16 protein-coding genes are annotated in these 18,763 nt (G+C 68.7%); 2 read left to right on the top strand and 14 right to left on the bottom strand.

The features are described from left to right. Positions 1 to 4: 4 nt before the first annotated feature. Together P7L68_RS01530 and P7L68_RS01525 are read right to left on the bottom strand one after the other, a co-directional pair. Entirely contained in the window at positions 5 to 829 is an 825-nt protein-coding gene (locus P7L68_RS01530; RefSeq protein ID WP_371999231.1) for an ABC transporter ATP-binding protein, read from the bottom strand. Between the two features lie 37 nt (positions 830 to 866). Next, entirely contained in the window at positions 867 to 1,919 is a 1,053-nt protein-coding gene (locus tag P7L68_RS01525) for an ABC transporter substrate-binding protein (protein ID WP_371999230.1), read from the bottom strand. Positions 1,920 to 2,147: 228 nt separating this feature from the next. Here P7L68_RS01525 and P7L68_RS01520 point away from each other — a divergent pair, with 228 nt between their 5' ends. Beyond that, positions 2,148 to 2,804: an isochorismatase family protein gene (locus P7L68_RS01520; RefSeq protein WP_371999229.1), complete on the top strand. Its 657-nt coding sequence runs from the start codon at positions 2,148 to 2,150 to the stop codon at positions 2,802 to 2,804. 58 nt (positions 2,805 to 2,862) lie between these two features. On the opposite strand, the gene P7L68_RS01515 is transcribed toward P7L68_RS01520, so the two are convergent. From P7L68_RS01515 to P7L68_RS01475, 9 genes are all read right to left on the bottom strand, one after another. Then, entirely contained in the window at positions 2,863 to 3,405 is a 543-nt protein-coding gene (locus P7L68_RS01515) for a TetR/AcrR family transcriptional regulator (protein WP_371999228.1), read from the bottom strand. 116 nt (positions 3,406 to 3,521) lie between these two features. After that, positions 3,522 to 4,718, bottom strand: coding sequence for an MFS transporter (locus P7L68_RS01510; RefSeq protein ID WP_371999227.1), 1,197 nt, complete (start codon positions 4,716 to 4,718; stop codon positions 3,522 to 3,524). A gap of 161 nt (positions 4,719 to 4,879) precedes the next feature. Further along, positions 4,880 to 7,057, bottom strand: coding sequence for a molybdopterin cofactor-binding domain-containing protein (locus P7L68_RS01505; protein ID WP_371999226.1), 2,178 nt, complete (start codon positions 7,055 to 7,057; stop codon positions 4,880 to 4,882). Between the two features lie 13 nt (positions 7,058 to 7,070). Beyond that, on the bottom strand, positions 7,071 to 7,529 hold the full coding sequence (locus P7L68_RS01500; protein ID WP_371999225.1) for a (2Fe-2S)-binding protein: 459 nt from the start codon (positions 7,527 to 7,529) through the stop codon (positions 7,071 to 7,073). A 287-nt stretch (positions 7,530 to 7,816) separates the two neighbouring features. Next, positions 7,817 to 9,214, bottom strand: coding sequence for a dihydrolipoyl dehydrogenase (lpdA, locus tag P7L68_RS01495; RefSeq protein WP_371999224.1), 1,398 nt, complete (start codon positions 9,212 to 9,214; stop codon positions 7,817 to 7,819). 4 nt (positions 9,215 to 9,218) lie between these two features. After that, on the bottom strand, positions 9,219 to 10,559 hold the full coding sequence (locus P7L68_RS01490) for a dihydrolipoamide acetyltransferase family protein (protein WP_371999223.1): 1,341 nt from the start codon (positions 10,557 to 10,559) through the stop codon (positions 9,219 to 9,221). A gap of 3 nt (positions 10,560 to 10,562) precedes the next feature. After that, positions 10,563 to 11,576, bottom strand: a complete 1,014-nt coding sequence (locus P7L68_RS01485) for an alpha-ketoacid dehydrogenase subunit beta (RefSeq protein WP_371999222.1) — start codon at positions 11,574 to 11,576, stop codon at positions 10,563 to 10,565. Between the two features lie 4 nt (positions 11,577 to 11,580). Next, positions 11,581 to 12,813: a 3-methyl-2-oxobutanoate dehydrogenase (2-methylpropanoyl-transferring) subunit alpha gene (locus tag P7L68_RS01480; RefSeq protein WP_371999221.1), complete on the bottom strand. Its 1,233-nt coding sequence runs from the start codon at positions 12,811 to 12,813 to the stop codon at positions 11,581 to 11,583. 429 nt (positions 12,814 to 13,242) lie between these two features. Then, a complete protein-coding gene (locus P7L68_RS01475; protein ID WP_371999220.1) occupies positions 13,243 to 15,654 on the bottom strand; it encodes a transketolase in 2,412 nt (803 codons plus the stop codon). A 140-nt stretch (positions 15,655 to 15,794) separates the two neighbouring features. Here P7L68_RS01475 and P7L68_RS01470 point away from each other — a divergent pair, with 140 nt between their 5' ends. Continuing rightward, on the top strand, positions 15,795 to 16,280 hold the full coding sequence (locus P7L68_RS01470; RefSeq protein ID WP_371999219.1) for an Lrp/AsnC family transcriptional regulator: 486 nt from the start codon (positions 15,795 to 15,797) through the stop codon (positions 16,278 to 16,280). Between the two features lie 10 nt (positions 16,281 to 16,290). On the opposite strand, the gene P7L68_RS01465 is transcribed toward P7L68_RS01470, so the two are convergent. Genes P7L68_RS01465 through P7L68_RS01455 form a run of 3 tightly spaced genes read right to left on the bottom strand, consistent with a single transcriptional unit; the run spans position 16,291 to position 18,742 of the window. Then, complete coding sequence (locus P7L68_RS01465; protein WP_371999218.1) at positions 16,291 to 16,983, bottom strand: RNA ligase family protein; 693 nt, start codon at positions 16,981 to 16,983, stop codon at positions 16,291 to 16,293. After that, complete coding sequence (locus P7L68_RS01460) at positions 16,980 to 17,510, bottom strand: hypothetical protein (RefSeq protein WP_371999217.1); 531 nt, start codon at positions 17,508 to 17,510, stop codon at positions 16,980 to 16,982. Before P7L68_RS01460 ends, P7L68_RS01465 begins: the two co-directional genes overlap by 4 nt. Beyond that, positions 17,507 to 18,742 (bottom strand): DUF3696 domain-containing protein, encoded by a 1,236-nt coding sequence (locus tag P7L68_RS01455; RefSeq protein ID WP_371999216.1) that lies wholly within the window; start codon positions 18,740 to 18,742, stop codon positions 17,507 to 17,509. Before P7L68_RS01455 ends, P7L68_RS01460 begins: the two co-directional genes overlap by 4 nt. Positions 18,743 to 18,763 lie beyond the last annotated feature (21 nt).

Genomic DNA, 18,763 nt, shown 5'->3' with positions numbered 1-18,763 from the left:
GGCCTCACTCCGCATGAACTTCAAGCTCCTCCCAGACCAGGTTGAAGAGATGGGGAAATTCCGGGGTCTCGCGCACCGCCATCGCCCGCGGGCGCATGCCGCCGGCGCTGGGGAAGGCGATGTCGTGGATGGCGCGGATCCGCCCCGGGCGCCGGCTCAACACCACCACCCGGTCGGCCATCGAGATGGCCTCGGGGATGTCGTGGGTGACCAGGATCGCGGTCTTGCCCTCGCGCCGGATGATGTCGGCGATCTCGTCGGCCAGCATCAGCCGGGTCTGGAAATCGAGCGCCGAGAACGGCTCGTCGAGCAGCAGGATGTCGGGCTCCAGACACATGGTCCGGGCCAACGCCGCGCGCTGGCGCATGCCGCCCGACAGCTGGCCGGGCTTGTGATGCATGAACTCGCCGAGGCCATAGCGGATGAGCAGCGCCTCGGCCCGGCGGCGGGCGGCCGCCATGTCGCCGCCCTGAAGTTCGGGCCCGAGCAGGGTGTTTTCCAGGATCGTGCGCCATTCGAACAGCGTGTCCTGCTGGAGCATGAAGCCGACCCGCCGGCCGGGGCCGGTGACCGGCACGCCGTCGATCGCAACCGTGCCGCTGCCCGGCGGCACGAGCCCTGCAAGGAGAGAGAGCAGCGTGCTCTTACCGCAGCCCGACTGGCCGACGATGGCGACGAATTCCCCCGGGCGGATGTCGAGATCGATGCCCCGCAGCGCCTCGGTCTCGCCGCGCGGGCTGAAATAGCGCAGGCCGACATTGCGGAACGAGATCCGCGGCGGCGCCTCTGCCGCCACGGGGCCCCGATCCAGGACGGAACCGATGGTCATGCCCTGTCTCCCCTCGATGAACGATGTGCCGGCCGGCTCATTTCGCGGCGACCGCCTTGGGTGCGGCCTCGGCGAAACGGGTGATCACGACATCGTCATAGGCGACCCGCGCCTCGGGCTTCAGGATGCCGGCCTCGGTCAGCAGGGTCTGGAGGCCGTCGATCGCCGCCGGCTCGACCAGGGGCGAGGTCTTCCAGATCCCGGCCGCGCGATGGCGCTCGACGCTGTCCGCCAGAAGCCCCTGGTCGACGCCCGGGAAGTAGGGCGCGAGCACGCCTGCCACCTCGGCCGGGTCGGCGCTCGCCGTCCAGGCAAGGCCGCGGGCGATGGCATCGGTCCAGCCCTGGATGACCTCGGGATGGTTTTCGATGAAAGGCTCGGTGGCGACGAAAACGGTGTAGTCGATCGGGCCGACCGCGCCGCCGACATTGGCCAGTGCGGTGGCCTTGCCCTCGGCCTCGATCCGCGACACGTCGGGTTCGAAGAAGGTGCCGTAATCGGCGGTGCCGGCCATGAAGGCGCCGACCCGCGCCGGAATGGCGGTGTTGGTGATCAGCGTGACGTCGGTTTCGGGGTCGAGCCCGGCCTTGCGCAGCGCCGCCTCCATGAACAGCGCCGGCGCACTGCCCTTGCGCCAGGACATGATCGTGGCCCCTTTGAGCGTCGACCAGTCGAAAGCGCCGTCGGCCCCCACACCCGGCGCCCCCTTGCGCCCCATCAGGAACGAACCGTCGGTGGCCGTCAGGCCCGAGAAGATTCTGGTCTTCACCGGCGAGCGGCCGCCCGCGATATAGACCGCCGTTTCAGGACCGACCAGCACCACATCGGCCGAGCCCGAGAGCAGCGCCGCGGTCGCCTTGTCGCTGCCCTGCGACACCGCGAAATCGACCTTGATGCCCTCTTGGGCGAAGAAGCCCTTGCCGTCGGCCACATAGAGCGGCGCGTAGAACAGCGAGTGGATCGGCTCCATGAAGCTGACTTCGGTCAGCTCTTCAGCCGCAGCCGGCAGCGCCGCCACCGTCATGGCCAGCATCGCACCCAGAACCGCCGCAGCGGCACCACCCTGCCGATCCCCGATCCGGTTGATCATCCGTCCCTCATTCCCCTGAGCCGGCCTCCGCCTGCGGAGGCATGTGATGAGCCTGGGAGCGGAGGAATGCAAACCGCGGGCCAGATGGCCGTTGCTCGCCTACTGTCTACTGTATACGATTTTAAGACCCCCGCCTCCCGGATCCGGAACCCGTTTCCGGACCAAAACTGCACAAGGTTTGATCAGATGCACGAGTATTTGATGCCAGATTGGGCATTGGAGCGGATTGTGGCCCGCCAGGGGGCGCCGCTGGTCCATCACCGCCTGCCGGCGCGGGAGACGGCGCTGGTGGTGGTGGACCTTCAGATCTGGTTCATGGAACCGGGCATGCCGGCAGAGGTGCCGGCGGCCCGCGCGATCGTGCCCAATGTCAACCGGCTGGCAGCGGCGCTGCGCGCGGCCGGCGGCACGGTGGTGTGGATCCGCACGCTCTATACCGATCAGGCCCTGGCCGAAATCCCGCATTTCCACCGGGTGCTGATGCGCCCGGAACGCATGCAGGCCCGATCGGCCGCCCTGGCCGAAACCGCGCGGCCCTCTTTGCTCTGGCCCGAACTGGATGTGCGGCCGGAAGATCTGGTGGTGGGCAAAACCCGTTACAGCGCCTTCATCCAGGGCGCATCGGATCTGGATGCTGTATTGAAGGCGCGCGGCATCACCGCGGTCGCGGTGGCCGGCACCATGACCAATGTCTGCTGCGACAGCACGGCGCGCGATGCGATGATGCTGAACTACCGCACCACCATGGTGGCGGATGCCAATGCCAGCCTGACGGCCGAAGAACATTGCGGCGCGCTGACGAATTTCGCGCTGCAGTTCGGCGACGTCACCACGACGGATGAGATGGTGGCGCGCTGGCAGGCCGAGGCGGAGGCGGCGGCCTGAGGGGTGGTCCCGGCGGGCTTGCAATCCGGGCACGCCCGCCGCCCCCGATCACCGACGCTCAGCCATGAGGGAGGGCAAGTGCCCGGCGGTAGAACGACGTCACCAGATCGATGAGATCTGCCCGGTTGACCGGGGTTTTCGAGGCGAGACTGTCGTCGACCGCCCCATGCAGGGCGTCGAACAGCATGACCGCGATCAGGCGCGGATGGTCGATCGTCCAGGCCCCCGCCTGCGCGCCCTGTTCCAGCAGCGAGGCGAGCCGGAGGATCACGAGATTGTCGGCCTTCATCTCCCGATTGGCCGGCGCGTGCTGATGAAACACCAGATCATGCCGCGCCACGCCGTCGAGCCAGGCGTTCACGCTGGTCCTGACCCAGATGTCGATGCGGCCGGGCCAGTCCCCATCCTCGACCGCAAGGGCCGTGTCCAGCTTTTCGCAGAACCCTTCGATGAATCGGGTGCGGAGGGCGTCCAGAACATCGTCCTTGGTCTTGAAGTACAGGTAGAAGGTGCCCTTGGCGACCCCGGCTTCCACGACGATTTCACCGACACTCGTCGCCGCAAAACCCTTGCGCAGAAACAGGGCCTCTGCGGCATCCATCAATTCGTCCCGACGGATGTCCGCCGGCTTTGTCCTTGGTCGCTTTTCGGCCGCCCCGGTCATCTGCCGCCCCCTTCGGATCGCTTTCGAAGTGATAGCCCATCCGCCCACGGGTTTCACCCACGCTCCGCGCCGATGACGTGATCGCGGCCGCCCCGCAGCCCGGCAAAGCCGTTGAAGACGAGCAGGGCAAGCAGGAAACCGATCGGCCAGTCCCAGCCGCCGCGCCAGTCGTGCAGCGCCGCCGCGATCACCGGCCCCGTGGCAGCCATCAGATATCCGAAACTCTGCACCATGCCGGACAGCTGCATCATGCCGATCTGGTCGGCGGTCCGTCGGGCGTAAAGAACGCCGGGGATCCCCTGCCCCGCCCCCATCCCGACCCCGAGAACGACCGACCACACGGCCCCCATATCCGCCGGCGCCAGAAGAATACCGGCGAGGCCGATGATGCAGAGCACGATGCAGGCGATGATATGGCGGCGATGATCCGGCCGGCGCGCCGCCAGCATGGGCCCGAGGAAGCCCCCACCCGCAACCGCCAGGATGCAGAGGGCGAGATAGAGGCCGGCCGTGGCGGGCGCGGCGCCCTTGTCGACATAAATCGCGGGCAGCCAGGCGAGGATCACATAGAACACAAGGCACTGGATGCCGAAGAAGCAGACCAGGCTCCAGGCCGTGGGATGCCTGAGCAGCCAGTGCGCACGCCGCGCCGCGCCGCCGGAACCGGCCGGCGGACGGGGCGCGCCAAGCAGGGGAACCAGTGCCGCCAGCGCCATGACGGCGGGCACCGCCGCACTGACCAGCGCAACCGGCCAGCTGTCGCCGGCGGCATGATAGATGGGCACCGTCAGCGCGGCCATGATGCCGCCACCGCCACCCATCATCATGGCATAGACCCCCATCATCACCCCGATCCGGGGGCCGCCGAAATTGCGGCGCACGAAAACCGGTGTCAGCACGTTCAGCGCCGCAACGCCCAGGCTGGCAACGACGGTGCCCGCCAGAAGCCCGGTGATCCCGCAGGACCGGATCAGGATCCCGGCGGTCAGGATGGCCATGGCCGCGAACAGGGCACGCGGCTCGCCCAGCCGTCGCCCTGCCATGGCGCCGAGGGGCGCGAACAGGCCCATGCACAGCGGCGGAAAAGCGGTGAGCGCGCCGGCCGTCAACGGGTCGAGCGACAGATAGGGCAGGAGCGGCCCCACCCCGCCGAAAACAATGCGAAGGTTGAGGCAGACCAGGACGAAAGCGATCGTGATCGCCGCCCGGCCCGGCACCCCTGAGGCTATGGCAGGTTCAGTTGTCTGCATGATGCGGCTTCCATCCCCGACGGCCCTTGCGCCGGCGGTCGTCGCCGGATCGCTCCATCTGTCTATATTATGACTGACGGTCAGTCAATTTCGATGGAAAGGCGCGGCGGCGGCTTCGGAAGCCGCCGCCGGATCAGGGGATCAGACGGGCCGGGCCGCCATCACACCCGCTTCAGCGCCGCCGGATCGATCGGCAGGCGGCGAAGGCGTTTACCGGTGGCGGCGAAGATGGCGTTGGTGACGGCGGGGGAGACCGCGGCGGTGGCGGTTTCGCCGATGCCGCCCGGGGCCTCGCTGCTGTCGATCAGATGGGTTTCGACCACCGGCACCTCGTCGATGCGCATCGGCAGACAGGTGTCGAAATTGCCCTGCGCCACCCGGCCGTCGGTGATGGTGATCTCGCCATGGAGTGCGGCGGTCAGGCCGAAAATGGCGCCGCCTTCCATCTGGGCGCGGATCTGATCGGGGTTGACCGCACGGCCGCAATCCACCGCCACGACCAGGCGGTGGACGCGCACCCCGCCATCGGCCGCGACCTCCACCTCTGCGACCATCGCCAGATAGCTGCCGAAGGCGTATTGCAGCGCCACCCCGCGGCCATGGCCGGCCGGCAGCGCCCCGCCCCAGCCGGACGCCGCGGCGGCACGGTCGAGCACGGCGCGGGCGCGCGGATTGGCATCCAGCAGGCTGCGACGCCAGGCGACCGGATCGGCGCCGGCCGCGGCCGCCAGCTCGTCGACGAAGCTTTCGACCACGAAGACGTTGTGGGTGGGGCCGACGCCCCGCCACCAGCCGGTCGGCACATGGCGCGGCTCGACCCGCTGAAATTCCACCCGGATGGCCGGGAAGGCATAGGGTGGTTCGGCGGCACCCTCGACGCCATCCGGATCGACGCCGTTGACCACCGCGGCCGGCGCGAAGCGGGCCATGATCGACGAGCCCGAAACCCGATGCGTCCAGGCCACCGGGCGGCCCCCGGCATCGAGCCCCGCCTGCAACCGGTCGTAGTAATACGGCCGATATACATCATGGCGGATGTCTTCCTCCCGGCTCCACACCAGCTTGACCGGGCCCGAAACCTGACGGGCGATCTTCACCGCATGGGCGATGCCGTCGGCCTCCAGCCGCCGGCCGAAACCGCCGCCGATCAGATGGTTGTGGATCACGACCTTCTCCGCCGGGATGCCCAGAATGCCCGCCGCCACCGCCCGGGCGATGCCGGGGATCTGGGTGCCGACCCAGATGTCGCAGGCGCCGTCATGGACGTGCACGGTGCAGTTCATCGGCTCCAGCGCCGCATGGGCCAGGAAGGGCAGTTCATAGACCGCCTCCAGCCGCTGCGCCGCCCCGGCCAGCGCCGCATCCACCCCGCCCTCGTCGCGGGCAATGGCACCGGGACGGCGCGAGGCGGCGTCCAGATCGGCACGGAGATCGGCCATGCCGACGCTGCCGTGGTCGCCATCGTCCCAGCGGATCGCGGCCGCCTCCAGCCCCTTATGGGCCGCCCACCAATGGTCGGCGATCACGGCCACCGCCTCGTCGGTGGTCACCACCTGATGCACGCCGCGCACCGCTTTTGCCGCCGCCTCGTCCAGCCCGGCGGGGCGGCCGCCGAAGACCGGGGCGATGGCGATCGCGGCGATCTTCATGCCCGGCAGCCGGGCATCGATGCCGAACTGCGCCCGGCCGTTCACCTTGTCGGCCGTGTCCAGCCGGTGGAGCGGCCGGCCGATCAGGCGGAAATCGGCGGGATCCTTCAGCGCCACGGCGGCGGCATCGGGCAGCGGCAGCCGGGCGGCATCGTCGACCAGCGCGCCATAGCCGAAGCTGCGCCCGCCTGCGGCATCATGCACGCGGCCGTCACGCGCGGTGCAGCCGGCGGCATCCACGCCCCAGCGCGCGGCGGCCGCCTGGACCAGCAGGGTACGGGCCACCGCCCCGGCCTGCCGCAGCGGCAGCCACATCGCCCGGATGGTGGTCGACCCGCCGGTGATCTGGCCGCCGATCAGCGGATTGATATAGGCGGGGTCGGCCGGCGCATGCTCCAGCCGGACCTGATCCAGGCCGATCTCCAGCTCTTCGGCGATCAGCATGGCCTGGCCCTGATACACGCCCTGGCCCATCTCCACCATCGGCATCACCAGGGTGGCGATGCCCTGATGATCGATGCGGATGAAGGCGTTGGGGCTGAAGCGCGCGGCATCGGCGGTGGCGGTGCCAGCATCGGCGGGGCGGGTGCCCAAAGGCAGGGTCAGCGACACGACCAGGCCGCCGGTCACGGCGGCGCCGGCCTTCAGGAAGCTGCGCCGGTTCATGCGGGTCGTCGCGATATGAGTCATCGGATCGCCCCCCTCAGGCCGCGCCGGCGGCGCGATGGATGGCCGCACGGATGCGGGGATAGGTGCCGCAGCGGCAGACATTGCCCGACATGGCGCCGTCGATCTCGGCATCGGAAGGCTTCGGCGTCGCGGTCAGCAGGGCCGCGGCCGACATCAGCTGGCCCGACTGGCAATAGCCGCATTGCGGCACGTCCAGCGCCACCCAGGCCGCCTGCAGCGCCGGGCCGACCGGCAGGGTCTCCAGCGCCTCGATGGTGGTGACCGGTGCCTCGCCCACCGCCTCGACCGGCGTGATGCAGGACCGGACCGGCTGGCCGTCCATGTGGACGGTGCAGGCGCCGCAGAGTGCTGCACCGCAGCCGAATTTGGTGCCGGTCATGCCCAGCACGTCGCGCAGCACCCAGAGCAGCGGCGTGTCGCCGTCGACGTCCACCCGATGGCGGGCGCCGTTGATCGTGATCTCGAAGGCCATGGCTCTTGTCCCCATTCCGCCTTGTCGTCGTCTCGCCCCCCGTCCCGCGCCCCCGTCCTTGAGGTTATTGCTCCGCCAGCCATGGCGGATGCGGGTCCGGTAGATGAAGAAGATGGCACAGCGGCGCCGGGCGGATCAGGGGCGATTTTCCGATCGGCTTTATGACCGTGGTTCATTAATCCTGGTGAGACGCGTCACAAGGTGGGCCGCTTACAGGCCGGAACGACGACGGCCACGCCCCCCAAGGGGAGCGTGGCCGCGGCGTCGATATGCAGGGCGTTACCCGGTCAGATATGCAGGGCGTGGCCCAGGCCCTTGAGCGCCGCCTCCTGGAAGGCCTCGCCCTGGGTGGGGTGGGCGTGGATGGTGCCGGCGATGTCTTCCAGACGCGCGCCCATTTCGATGGCGAGCGCAAAGGCGGCGGAGAGTTCCGAGACACCCTGGCCGGTGGCCTGGATGCCCAGCACCAGATTGTTGTCGGCACGGAAGACCACCCGCACGAAGCCCTGCTCGCCCAGCTTCGTCATCGCGCGGCCATTGGCCGTGAACGGGAACTGGGCGGTCCTGACCTCGGTGCCGAGGCGCTTCGCCTCTTCCGGCGACAGGCCCGCGGTCACGATTTCAGGATCGGTGAAGCAGACCGCCGGGATGCAGCGCTTGTCCCAGACGCGCTTATGGCCGGCGATGATCTCGGCGACCATCTCGCCCTGGGCCATGGCACGGTGGGCCAGCATCGGCTCTCCGGTCACGTCGCCGATGGCATAGATGCCGCGCATCGAGGTCTGGCAGCGCTCGCCGACCGAGATGAAGGGGCCCTGCATGTCGAGCACCAGCTCCTCGATCCCCCAGCCGCGGGTGGCCGGGCGGCGGCCGACGGTGACCAGGATCTTGTCGGCCGGCAGGGTGATCTCGTCCCCGCTTTGGGTTTCGACCACGAGACCGTCGCCGCCGCGCGACAGGCCGCGCGCCTTCGCACCCGTCAGCACCTCGACGCCCAGCTCTTCCAGCCGCTTCGCGGCCGGCCTGGTCAATTCGGCATCATAGAGCGGCAGGATGCGCGACTGGCTTTCCACCACCGTCACCTTCGCACCCAGCTTGGCATAGGCGGTGCCGAGTTCGAGGCCGATATAGCCGGCACCGACCACCACGAAGCGCTCCGGCACCGCCGGCAGCGCCAGCGCCTCGGTCGACGAGATCACCCGGTCGCCGAAGGGCAGGAAGGGCAGTTCCACCGGCTCGGAGCCCGTGGCGATGACCACCGCTTCGGCCTTGATCACCTGAAGGCCGGTTTCGGTTTCGACCTCCACCGTCTTGCCGTCGCGGAAACGGGCATGGCCCTGAACCACCTTGACCCGCGCCTTCTTCAGCAGGCCCGAGACGCCGCCGGTCAGCCGGCCGACGATCTGGTCCTTCCAGGCGACGGTGCGGGCAAGATCGATCCTGGGCGCCGTGGCGGTGATGCCGAGCGGCGACGTGCCCCCGGCCATATGCACCAGCTTCTCGAACTCCTCGGCGGCATGGATCAGCGCCTTGGAAGGGATGCAGCCGACATTGAGGCAGGTGCCGCCCGGCTTCTTCGCCTCGACGATCACGGTGTCGACGCCCAGCTGGCCGGCGCGGATCGCGCAGACATAACCGCCCGGGCCGGCGCCGATCACCAGCAGCTTGCAGGAAATATCCTTCATCGTCTCAGCCCTCGATGAAGATGGTCGCCGGGGTTTCCAGCAGCGACCTGATACGCTGGACGAAAACGGCGGCATCCCAGCCGTCGATCACGCGATGATCGAAACTGGACGACAGGTTCATCATCTTCCGCGGCACGAAGGCAGACCCGTCCCAGACCGGGCGGATCATCATCTTGTTGACGCCGATGATGGCAACTTCCGGATGGTTGATCACCGGCGTGGTGACCACGCCGCCAAGCGCCCCCAGCGAGGTGATGGTGATGGTGGAGCCGGTCAGCTCTTCGCGCGTTGCGGTGCCGTTCCGGGCGGCCTCGGCCAGGCGCGAGAGTTCCGCGGCGCAGGCCCAGATGTCGCGGGCCTCGGTATGCTTCACCACCGGCACGACCAGGCCCGTGGGGGTCTGGGCGGCAACGCCGATATGCACGCCGCCATACTGATGGATGATGCCCGCCTGATCGTCATAGCGCGCATTCAGCCGCGGCTGTTCGGCGATCGCCTTGACCATCGCCCGCATCAGGAAGGGCAGGATGGTGAGCTTGGGCCGGTCGCGGCCCTTCTCGGCGTTGAGCTTGCCGCGCAGCTCTTCAAGCGCCGTGACGTCCACCTCTTCCACATAGGTGATGTGGGGGATGCGCGACTTCGACAGCGTCATCTGCTCGGCGATGCGCCGGCGCAGGCCCACCACCTTGATTTCGCTGACGCTGGTATCGGCCACCAGCCCGCCCGCGGCGGGGCGCTGGTCCTGGCCGGCAAAGAAGCGGTCCAGGTCTTCATGGGTGATGCGGCCGGCCGGGCCGGTGCCGCGCACCTGGCGCAGATCCACCCCGGCCTCGCGCGCCCGATGGCGCACGGCGGGAGAGGCGATCGGCTTTTCGTGCTCCCCCCGGGGGGCACCCGGGGCCATGGCGACTGTGCCGGCACCAGCTCCCAGCGGCTTCGCAGCCGGCTGCGGCTTGGGCACGGTCTTCAACTCGGGCGCCGGCTCCGCCGCCTGGGCGGGGGCGGCCGGCGGGGCGCCGTCTTCCTCGTCCGCAGGCTGGGCCGCGGCGGGCTTTGACGCCGCGGCGGCCGGTGCCGCCGCACCGGCGGCGACATTGCCCTCGCCTTCCACCTCCAGCCGGATCAGCGGCGCGCCGACACTGACCACGTCGCCGATCTCGGCGCCCAGCCACAGCACCTTGCCGTCGACCGGCGAGGGGATTTCCACCGTCGCCTTGTCGGTCATCACCGCCGCCAGGACCGCGTCCTCACGGACGATCTGGCCGACCTCGATATGCCATTCGACCAGCTCGGCCTCGGCGATGCCTTCGCCGACATCGGGCATCTTGATGATATGCTCGCCCATGGGTCAGCTCTCCAGGATCTCTTGAAGGGCACGGCCGACACGCGCGGGGCCGGGGAAGTAATCCCATTCCTGGGCATGCGGATAGGGCGTGTCCCAGCCGGCGATGCGGGTGACCGGCGCCTCCAGATGATGGAAGCAGTTTTCCTGCACCAGGGCGGTGAGTTCCGCGCCATAGCCCGAGGTGAGCGTGGCCTCGTGCACCACCAGGCAGCGCCCGGTCTTGCGCACCGAGGCGGTGATGGTGTCGAGGTCGAGCGGCACCAGCGTGCGCAGGTCGATGATCTCGGCATCGATGCCGGTATCGGCCGCGGCCGCCTGGGCGACATAGACCATGGTGCCGTAGGCGAGCACCGTGACGGCAGAGCCAGGACGGACGATATTGGCCTTGCCCAGCGGCACGGAATAATGGCCCGCCGGCACCTCGCCCGCCTCGTGCTTCGACCAGGGGGTCACCGGGCGGTCGTGATGGCCGTCGAAGGGGCCGTTATAGAGCCGCTTCGGTTCCAGGAAGATCACCGGATCGGGATCTTCCAGGGCCGAGATCAGCAGACCCTTGGCGTCGTGCGGGCTGCACGGCACCACCACCTTCAGCCCGCAGACATGGGTGAAAAGGGCTTCCACGCTCTGGCTGTGGGTCTGGCCGCCGAAAATGCCGCCGCCGGTGGGCATGCGGATCACCAGCGGGCAGGTGAAATCACCATTGGAGCGATAGCGGATGCGCGCCGCTTCCTGGGTGATCTGGTCATAGGCGGGGTACATATAGTCGGCGAACTGGATCTCGACACAGGGGCGCAGGCCATAGGCGGCCATGCCGATCGCCGTGCCGACGATGCCGCTTTCACTGATCGGCGCATCGAAGCAGCGGGTCTTGCCGTATTTCTGCTGCAAACCCTGGGTGCAGCGGAAGACGCCGCCGAAATAGCCGACATCCTCGCCATAGACCACCACCCGGTCGTCGCGGCCCATCATCACGTCGAGCGCGTCGCGGATGGCCTCGATCATCGTCATGCGTGGCATGGGGTCAGACTCCCGCCTGCTGGCGCTGCCGGCGCAGATGGGCCGGCATCTCGGCGAAGACGCCGTCGAACATGTCGCGGGCCGAGGGCTTGGCACCCGCATGCAGCGTGCCGTGGCTTTCGGCTTCCTTCTGGGCGGCGATCACGGTGTCCAGGATTTCGGCCTCGGCCTGCTTGTGGCGGTCTTCCGACCAGACACCACGGGTGATCAGATGGTTCTTGAGCCGGATCACCGGGTCGCCCAGCGGCCAGGCGGTGCTTTCCGCCTTGGGACGATAGGCGGAGGGGTCGTCGGACGTGGAATGCGCGCCCACGCGGTAGGTGACGTATTCGATCAGCGTCGGGCCCAGATTGCGCCGCGCCCGCTCCGCCGCCCATTTGGCGACGGCATGGACCGCCAGATAATCGTTGCCGTCGACGCGCAGCGACGGGATGCCGAAGCCCAGGCCGCGGGCGGCGAAGGTGCCCGAGCCGCCGCGGGCGATGCCCTGGAAGGTGGAAATGGCCCACTGATTGTTGACCACGTTCAGCACCACCGGCGCCTTGTAGGTAGAGGCGAAGACCAGCGCGGCATGGAAATCGCTCTCGGCGGTGGAGCCGTCACCGATCCAGGCCGCGGCGATCTTCGTGTCGTTGCGGATGGCCGAGGCCATCGCCCAGCCGACCGCCTGCACGAACTGGGTCGCGAGATTGCCCGAGATGGTGAAAAAGCCGTGCTCGCGCGAGGAATACATCACCGGCAGCTGCCGGCCCTTCAGCGGGTCGCGGGCATTCGAATAGATCTGACACATCATGTCGACCATCGAATAGCCGCCGGCGATCAGCAGCCCCGCCTGCCGGTAGGTGGGGAAGTTCATGTCGCCGTCGACCAGCGCCTTGCGGAAGGCGCAGCTGACCGCCTCCTCGCCCAGATGCTGCATATAGAACGAGGTCTTGCCCTGGCGCTGGGCGATGAGCATGCGCGCATCGAAGGCGCGGAGCGTCATCATATGGCGCAGGCCGTCCAGCAGCTCGTCATCGGTGAGCGCACCGGCCCAGGGGCCGACGGCTTCACCATTGCGGTTCAGCACGCGGATGATCGAGAAGGCGAGGTCGCGCATCTGCTCCGGATCGGCATCGACCTCGGGTCTGGGCACGGCCCCGGCTTTGGGAATCTTGACGGTCGAGAAGTCGGGTGTGTCGCCCGGCCGGACCGCCGGCTCGGGCACATGCAGGCTAAGGTGTTCGGATGTGGACATCAGCGTCGAACTTCCCAGACGAGGATGGCATCCCAGACGAGGATGGGGCGCTCCGAGTGGCCAAACTATGACAGCGAATTATCGGGCCTGTCATCCCCGCTCTTTACACCAAGAGTGGCGGCGGCCTGCCGGCGCCTGCAACTCTGGCGGCATTCAGTCGACCGCCCCCAATGCCCGCGGCGCGAGTTGCACTGCACCTAGAACGGTTCACGGCACCGGAGGGTCATAAAATTACCGAACGAGATCCGGGCCGAAAAAATTTCGTCGTGAATTGAATGGGGTCGGTTTTCCGGCCCGGGCAGGCCGCATGCCGCCGCGCGCGTAAAAAAATTTCGCGGACTGGCCGCCGGCCTCAGGAAAGCCGAGGCCGGCTGACACCGCCGGCCAGGACTCCGGGGGATCGCCCCCCCGGATCCGGGCCGGCGCCGCTCAGCGCCGCCGCCGGCCGCCGATGAAGCGCCGGGCGGCGGCGACGATGCCCTCGGCATCGATGCCGTAATGGGCATAAAGATCCTCGACCGTGCCGGTCTGGCCGAAATGGTCGACGCCCAGCGCCGCAACCCGGTGGCCGTTCACCCCGCCCAGCCAGGCCAGCGTCGCCGGGTGGCCGTCGATCACGGTCACGAGGCCGGCATGGTCGGGCACCTGGTCGAGCAGGCGTTCGACATGCGACACCGCCCCGGGCTCACCCTCGGCACGGGCCTTTTCGGCCGCGGTCCAGCCGGCATGCAGCCGATCGGCCGAGGTGACGGCCAGCACCGCGACATTGCGGCGGCTGCCGCCGATCATGCCCGCCGCGGCGATTGCCTCGGTGATCGTCACCCCCTGACAGGCGATCACCACCTCGCAGCCGGGCTCCGGCGCCCGCAGCCAGTAGCCGCCGGCCAGGATGTCGGCCGCAAGCCGGTCGGTCATCTCGCGCCGGATCTGCTCCACCGGCCGGGTCGACAGGCGCAGATAGACCGAGCCGCCGGCGGCATCGGGCAGGAAGGTATCGGGGTCGGGCGTCTTTTTGCCCGCGCGCTGCATATGGGCGAAGCCCCAGTCCATGATCACCGCCAGCTCGTCGGCGAACGCCGGCTCGAACGAGGCGAGCCCGTCCTGGCTCATGCCGATCAGCGGCTGGGCGATCGACTGATGCGCCCCGCCCTCGCCCGCCAGCGACACGCCCGAAGGTGTGGCCACCACCATGAACCGGGCATCCTGATAACAGGCGTAATTCAGCGCATCGAGCCCGCGCGAAATGAACGGATCATAAAGCGTGCCGACCGGCAGCAACCGTTCGCCGAACAGTTCATGGGCAAGCCCGGCGGCGCCCAGCATCAGGAACAGGTTCATCTCGGCGATGCCCAGTTCGATATGCTGGCCCTGGGGCGAGAAATGCCATTTCTGGGTGCTGGGGATGCGCTGGCGCTGGAAGATGTCGGCGATCTCGTCGGCGGCGAACAAGGCCCGGCGGTTCACCCAGCCGCCCAGATTGGTCGACACCGTCACATCGGGCGAGGTGGTGACGATGCGCTCTGCCAGATCGCTGTCGGTTTTGGCGATCGCATCCATGATCCGGCCGAAGGCCGCCTGGGTCGAGGTGGTGCCGGTGGTGGTGAATTGCGGGCCGATCGGGGCCGCGACCGGTGCCGTCAGCCGGCGGCTCTCCGCGGTGTTGAACGGCACCCGGTCCAGGACGTCGCGCAGCACCGCTTCGTCCAGGTCCAGCCCTTCGAAGGGCTCCCATTCATGGCCGGCGCGGATGCCCATGGCATCGCGCAGCGCATGGATCTGCGCCTCGGTCATCTGGCCGGAATGATTGTCCTTGTGGCCGGCGAGCGGCGTGCCCCAGCCCTTGACCGTATAGGCGATGAACACCGTCGGCCGGTCGTCCCGGATGCCGTGGAAGGCATCGAGCAGGCTTTCCAGGCAGTGACCGCCCAGATTGGCCATCAATTCCGCCAGCTCGGCATCGCTGCGCCGGGCCAGAAGCGCGCTCACCTCGCCCTGATCGCCCAGATCATCCTCCAGCCGCTCGCGCCAGGCGGCGCCGCCGCGGAACATCAGCGCGGAATAGAGCCCGTTCGGGCAGGCATCGATCCAGGCGCGCAGCTTTTCGCCGCCGGGCTCGGCAAAGGCGGCGCGCTGCAGGGCGCCGTATTTCACCGTCACCACCCGCCAGTCGAAGGCCTTGAAGATCGCTTCGATCCGCTCGTACAGCCCCTCGCGGACCACGCCGTCCAGGCTCTGGCGGTTGTAGTCGATCACCCACCAGGTGTTGCGCAGCCCGTGTTTCCAGCCTTCCAGCAGGCATTCATAGACATTGCCCTCGTCCAGCTCGGCATCGCCGACCAGCGCGATCATCCGGCCTTCGGGCCGGTCGGTGCGCGCCCAGGATTTGGCGCGGATATAGTCCTGCACCATGGATGCGAAGGCGGTGAAGGCGACGCCCAGCCCGACCGAGCCGGTCGAGATGTCGACATCGTCGGTATCCTTGGTGCGCGAGGGATAGGACTGCGCACCGCCGAAGCCGCGGAAGGCCTTCAGCTTGTCCAGGCTCTGGCGGCCGAACAGATACTGGATGGCGTGGAAGACCGGGGCGGCATGGGGCTTGACGGCGACCCGGTCTTCGGGCCGGAGCACGTCGAAATACAGCGCGGTCATGATCGCGGTCATCGAGGCCGAGGACGACTGATGGCCACCCACCTTCACGCCCGAAGCATTGGGCCGGATGTGGTTGGCGTGGTGGATCATCCAGTTCGACAGCCACAGCGCCTTGCGGTTCAGCGCCTCCAGCACGGTCATATGCTGCCCCGCCATCTTCTCTTCAGTCTCGCGCGTCACCATGCCGGTCATGGGCGTTTCACTCCTCCCGTCGCACCGGTGGCCTCTGCCACCGAACGTCCTATTCTGCGCCGGGTTGAGCAGCGGTTCTTGCCTATTTTCGGTCCCAAAGACAGACTGCACGCAGTGTTCTGCTAAAAAGGGGCCCCCGCATGGCAGCATCTGCCGAAGCCGATCTGGACGCCGTCGACCGCCGGATCTTAAGGGCGCTGCAGGAAGACGGCCGCACCACCGTGCAGGCCCTGGCGGACAAGGTCGGCCTCTCCCCCTCCCCCTGCCTGCGCCGGATCCGGATGCTGGAAGAGGCCGGCGTGATCACCGGCTATGCGGCGCTGGTCAACCAGAACGCGGTCGGCCTGCCGGTTTCGGTCTTCGTCTCGATCAAACTGGAACGCCAGCGCGCCCCCGAACTCGACGCCTTCGCCCGCGCCATCACCGCCTGGCCCGAGGTGATGGAATGTTACCTGATGACCGGCGCCCGCGACTTCCTGCTGCGCGTGGTCTGCGCCGACCTTGCGGCTTACGAGGCGTTTCTGAGGGACCGGCTGACCCAGCTGGACGGGGTGGGCTCGATCGAATCGAGTTTTGCGTTGGGGCAGGTGAAGTATTCGCGGGTTTTGCCGGTGGGGGGCGGGTGACGCGGTCGGCTCAGTGTCGTACGCGGTTCCACTCGATCGCCCGGCGGCGCCAGTGCTCGCCGATCGCCTGGGTGAAATCGGCGCGGACCAGCTTGGCGCGGGCGATGAGGTGGGTATCGTCCTCGCGCCGGATCACGATGCCTTCGGGCGGGCCGTCGCGATAGCGGCTGCGGGCGCCGGTCAGGATGCGCAGAAGCCCGGCGACGCCGTCGGTGACCCGGCCGGTAAACAGGGCGGGCACGGTTTCGATGCCGATCTGCTGCGCCAGGCGGTTGCGGGCCGTGGTGCTGCGGAAGCGGCCGGTTTCACGCTCGTAAACGTCGAAGGCCAGGAACAGATCGGGCAGCGCGTCATAGCCCAGGGAATGCCGGGCGGCCAGCCATTCGCCGAACAGGATCAGCCGGTCGATGGCCAGCGCATCGAACAGCCGGTCTTCATGCAGCGCCAGCCAGTCGCCCAGCCGCTCGAACTGGCCGGTGAAGGGGGCATGAAGATACTGGCCGCGGTTCTGCGCGCGCACCAGCCCGGTGTCGGGATCGACCGACAGGCCCAGATTGGCGCCGTCGACCTTCTCTTCGATCACCACCGGACCATCCAGAAGGTGATCGATCTCGTCGGGCGAGAGCAGCTTGTCGTCGCGCGGCGCGCCTGCCCCCAGCCAGGCGACATGGGCGGTCTGGGGAAAGCGGAAGAACCCTGTCATCGGCCGAACTTGTTGTGGTGGAAACGCTGCGCCTCATCCTTGCAGATGAAGCGGACCTCCACCCCGTGATGCGCCAGATCCGGCGCCCAGTCGAGCCATTTCGAATCCGCCGCCTGCAGGATCGGCGGATGGGCGGGATGGGCTGCGGCCACGGCGACGAATTTCCGGTCGGGCGGATCGAAATTGCCAAGGGCCGGATCGTCGGGGAATTCGGCCCAGCCCCGGGCCTCGTCGGGGGTGATGGCCACCTGTTCGCAGCGCGCCGGATTGCCCGTCTGGCGCAGCAGCCATTTCAGGAACACATCCCCCGGCCCCTTGCCGCGATTGGGGCGCAGCTTGTGGCCGTATTCCTCCAGGATCGCCCAGCCGTCATCGATCACCACCCGGCCGGATTGCAGGATCTCCTGCAGGGTGAGCGCGCAGGCCGCCACGCAGTCGGGCCCGACATCGTCATGGGCGCCGTTGGCGATCAGCAGAACATTGGTGTCGATGATCCACCGCGGGCCGGGCATGCGTCCCTCGCTCATGCCCCGCCCTCCCGGCGCGCCTTGCGCCGGGCGGCAGCCGCCACCGCGCGGGCGGTGACATCGGCCATCTCGTCGCCGAAAACATCGTCGGGCCAGTTCAGGATCTCGCCGGTCTCGTCCATCTCCAGCCGCTCGATCGTGGCCGGCACCGTGCCCGGGCACCAGTGCACCGCCACCCGCTCCGCATCCAGCCGCGCCTCGGCGATGCGCCGCTGGATGCGGTTCAGCAGCGGTTCGGAATGGGTTTCGACCAGGATCTGAAGCCGGCGCGCGCGGCCGCCCTCGCGGGCGTCGAGCGCATCGATCAGCAGATCGCCCAGCCCCGCCTGGGCGGCGGCATGCAGGTGCAGTTCGGGCTGTTCCAGCCAGAGCGTGGAGCCCGCCGGCACCAGAAAGGCCGCAACCGCCGCCGGCAATACCTGCGACAGGCCGAACCCGGCTTCGGCAAAGGGGGCTTGGCCGCCGCGCCGGCCGCGGGCCATCAGCGCCACCCCGCCCGGGGCATCGACCAGGTCCACGCCTTCCACCAGCCCCAGGGCCGCCAGACGGTCGGAAATGACATCGGCAAAGCCGCGCTCCGCCCCATCGTCCACCGACAGCCGACGGCCGGCGCGGTCGGCCGCGGCCATGGCCGGCACGGCGCCCTGCCCGCGCGGCCCCACGCCCGCCGGCACCCGCGCCGGCACGGCATAGCTGCGCCGCGGCCGGGCGCGCAGGGGGCCCAGCATCACGAAACGGCCGGCCGCGGCGGCGGTGGCGGCGGCCAGCACATCGATGGCAGCGGCATCCTTGTCCACGGGGTTGCCGTCATGAACCGCCACCACCCGCAGCGGGCGGTCGGCCCTGTCGGTCACGGTCCAGTGAAGCCCGTGCAGCCGCGGCCGGCCGGCCGGATCGAGGCCCAGTTCAACCGACACCGCCAGCCGGCGCGCGCCCTGCACCAGGGCCGCCTGCATCGATGCATCCGGCTGCCAGGCCAGATCGATGCCGATCAGCCGCCGGGCGTCGCGGTCGCGGATCATGTCGTGCACGGCATCGCCCGGCAGGGCGGCGACCAGGGCCGCCGGATCGGTAAGACCACGCCCGGCGATGCGGGCCAGCGCGTCGAGCGCCTGGGCGATGCTGCTTTTGCCGGCACCATTGGCGCCGTAGAACAGGGTGAGCGGGGCCAGAGCGATCTCGCCGCTATCGGCCCAGGCCCTGACATTGCGCAGACGGATGGTGGTGTACATGGGGGGCAGATCTCCGGCCGG

Source organism: Tistrella mobilis (genome assembly GCF_041468085.1).
GTDB lineage: Bacteria > Pseudomonadota > Alphaproteobacteria > Tistrellales > Tistrellaceae > Tistrella > Tistrella mobilis_A.
This window is presented reverse-complemented; position numbering and strand designations above follow the sequence as displayed.

What these genes read in the sequence shown, in the direction of transcription:
- P7L68_RS01530 (WP_371999231.1), bottom strand. Translation starts at nt 829, where the DNA reads ATGACCATCGGTTCCGTCCTGGATCGGGGCCCCGTGGCGGCAGAGGCG.
- P7L68_RS01525 (WP_371999230.1), bottom strand. Translation starts at nt 1,919, where the DNA reads ATGATCAACCGGATCGGGGATCGGCAGGGTGGTGCCGCTGCGGCGGTT.
- P7L68_RS01515 (WP_371999228.1), bottom strand. Translation starts at nt 3,405, where the DNA reads ATGGATGCCGCAGAGGCCCTGTTTCTGCGCAAGGGTTTTGCGGCGACG.
- P7L68_RS01510 (WP_371999227.1), bottom strand. Translation starts at nt 4,718, where the DNA reads ATGCAGACAACTGAACCTGCCATAGCCTCAGGGGTGCCGGGCCGGGCG.
- P7L68_RS01505 (WP_371999226.1), bottom strand. Translation starts at nt 7,057, where the DNA reads ATGACTCATATCGCGACGACCCGCATGAACCGGCGCAGCTTCCTGAAG.
- P7L68_RS01500 (WP_371999225.1), bottom strand. Translation starts at nt 7,529, where the DNA reads ATGGCCTTCGAGATCACGATCAACGGCGCCCGCCATCGGGTGGACGTC.
- lpdA (WP_371999224.1), bottom strand. Translation starts at nt 9,214, where the DNA reads ATGAAGGATATTTCCTGCAAGCTGCTGGTGATCGGCGCCGGCCCGGGC.
- P7L68_RS01490 (WP_371999223.1), bottom strand. Translation starts at nt 10,559, where the DNA reads ATGGGCGAGCATATCATCAAGATGCCCGATGTCGGCGAAGGCATCGCC.
- P7L68_RS01485 (WP_371999222.1), bottom strand. Translation starts at nt 11,576, where the DNA reads ATGCCACGCATGACGATGATCGAGGCCATCCGCGACGCGCTCGACGTG.
- P7L68_RS01480 (WP_371999221.1), bottom strand. Translation starts at nt 12,813, where the DNA reads ATGTCCACATCCGAACACCTTAGCCTGCATGTGCCCGAGCCGGCGGTC.
- P7L68_RS01475 (WP_371999220.1), bottom strand. Translation starts at nt 15,654, where the DNA reads ATGACCGGCATGGTGACGCGCGAGACTGAAGAGAAGATGGCGGGGCAG.
- P7L68_RS01470 (WP_371999219.1), top strand. Translation starts at nt 15,795, where the DNA reads ATGGCAGCATCTGCCGAAGCCGATCTGGACGCCGTCGACCGCCGGATC.
- P7L68_RS01465 (WP_371999218.1), bottom strand. Translation starts at nt 16,983, where the DNA reads ATGACAGGGTTCTTCCGCTTTCCCCAGACCGCCCATGTCGCCTGGCTG.
- P7L68_RS01460 (WP_371999217.1), bottom strand. Translation starts at nt 17,510, where the DNA reads ATGAGCGAGGGACGCATGCCCGGCCCGCGGTGGATCATCGACACCAAT.
- P7L68_RS01455 (WP_371999216.1), bottom strand. Translation starts at nt 18,742, where the DNA reads ATGTACACCACCATCCGTCTGCGCAATGTCAGGGCCTGGGCCGATAGC.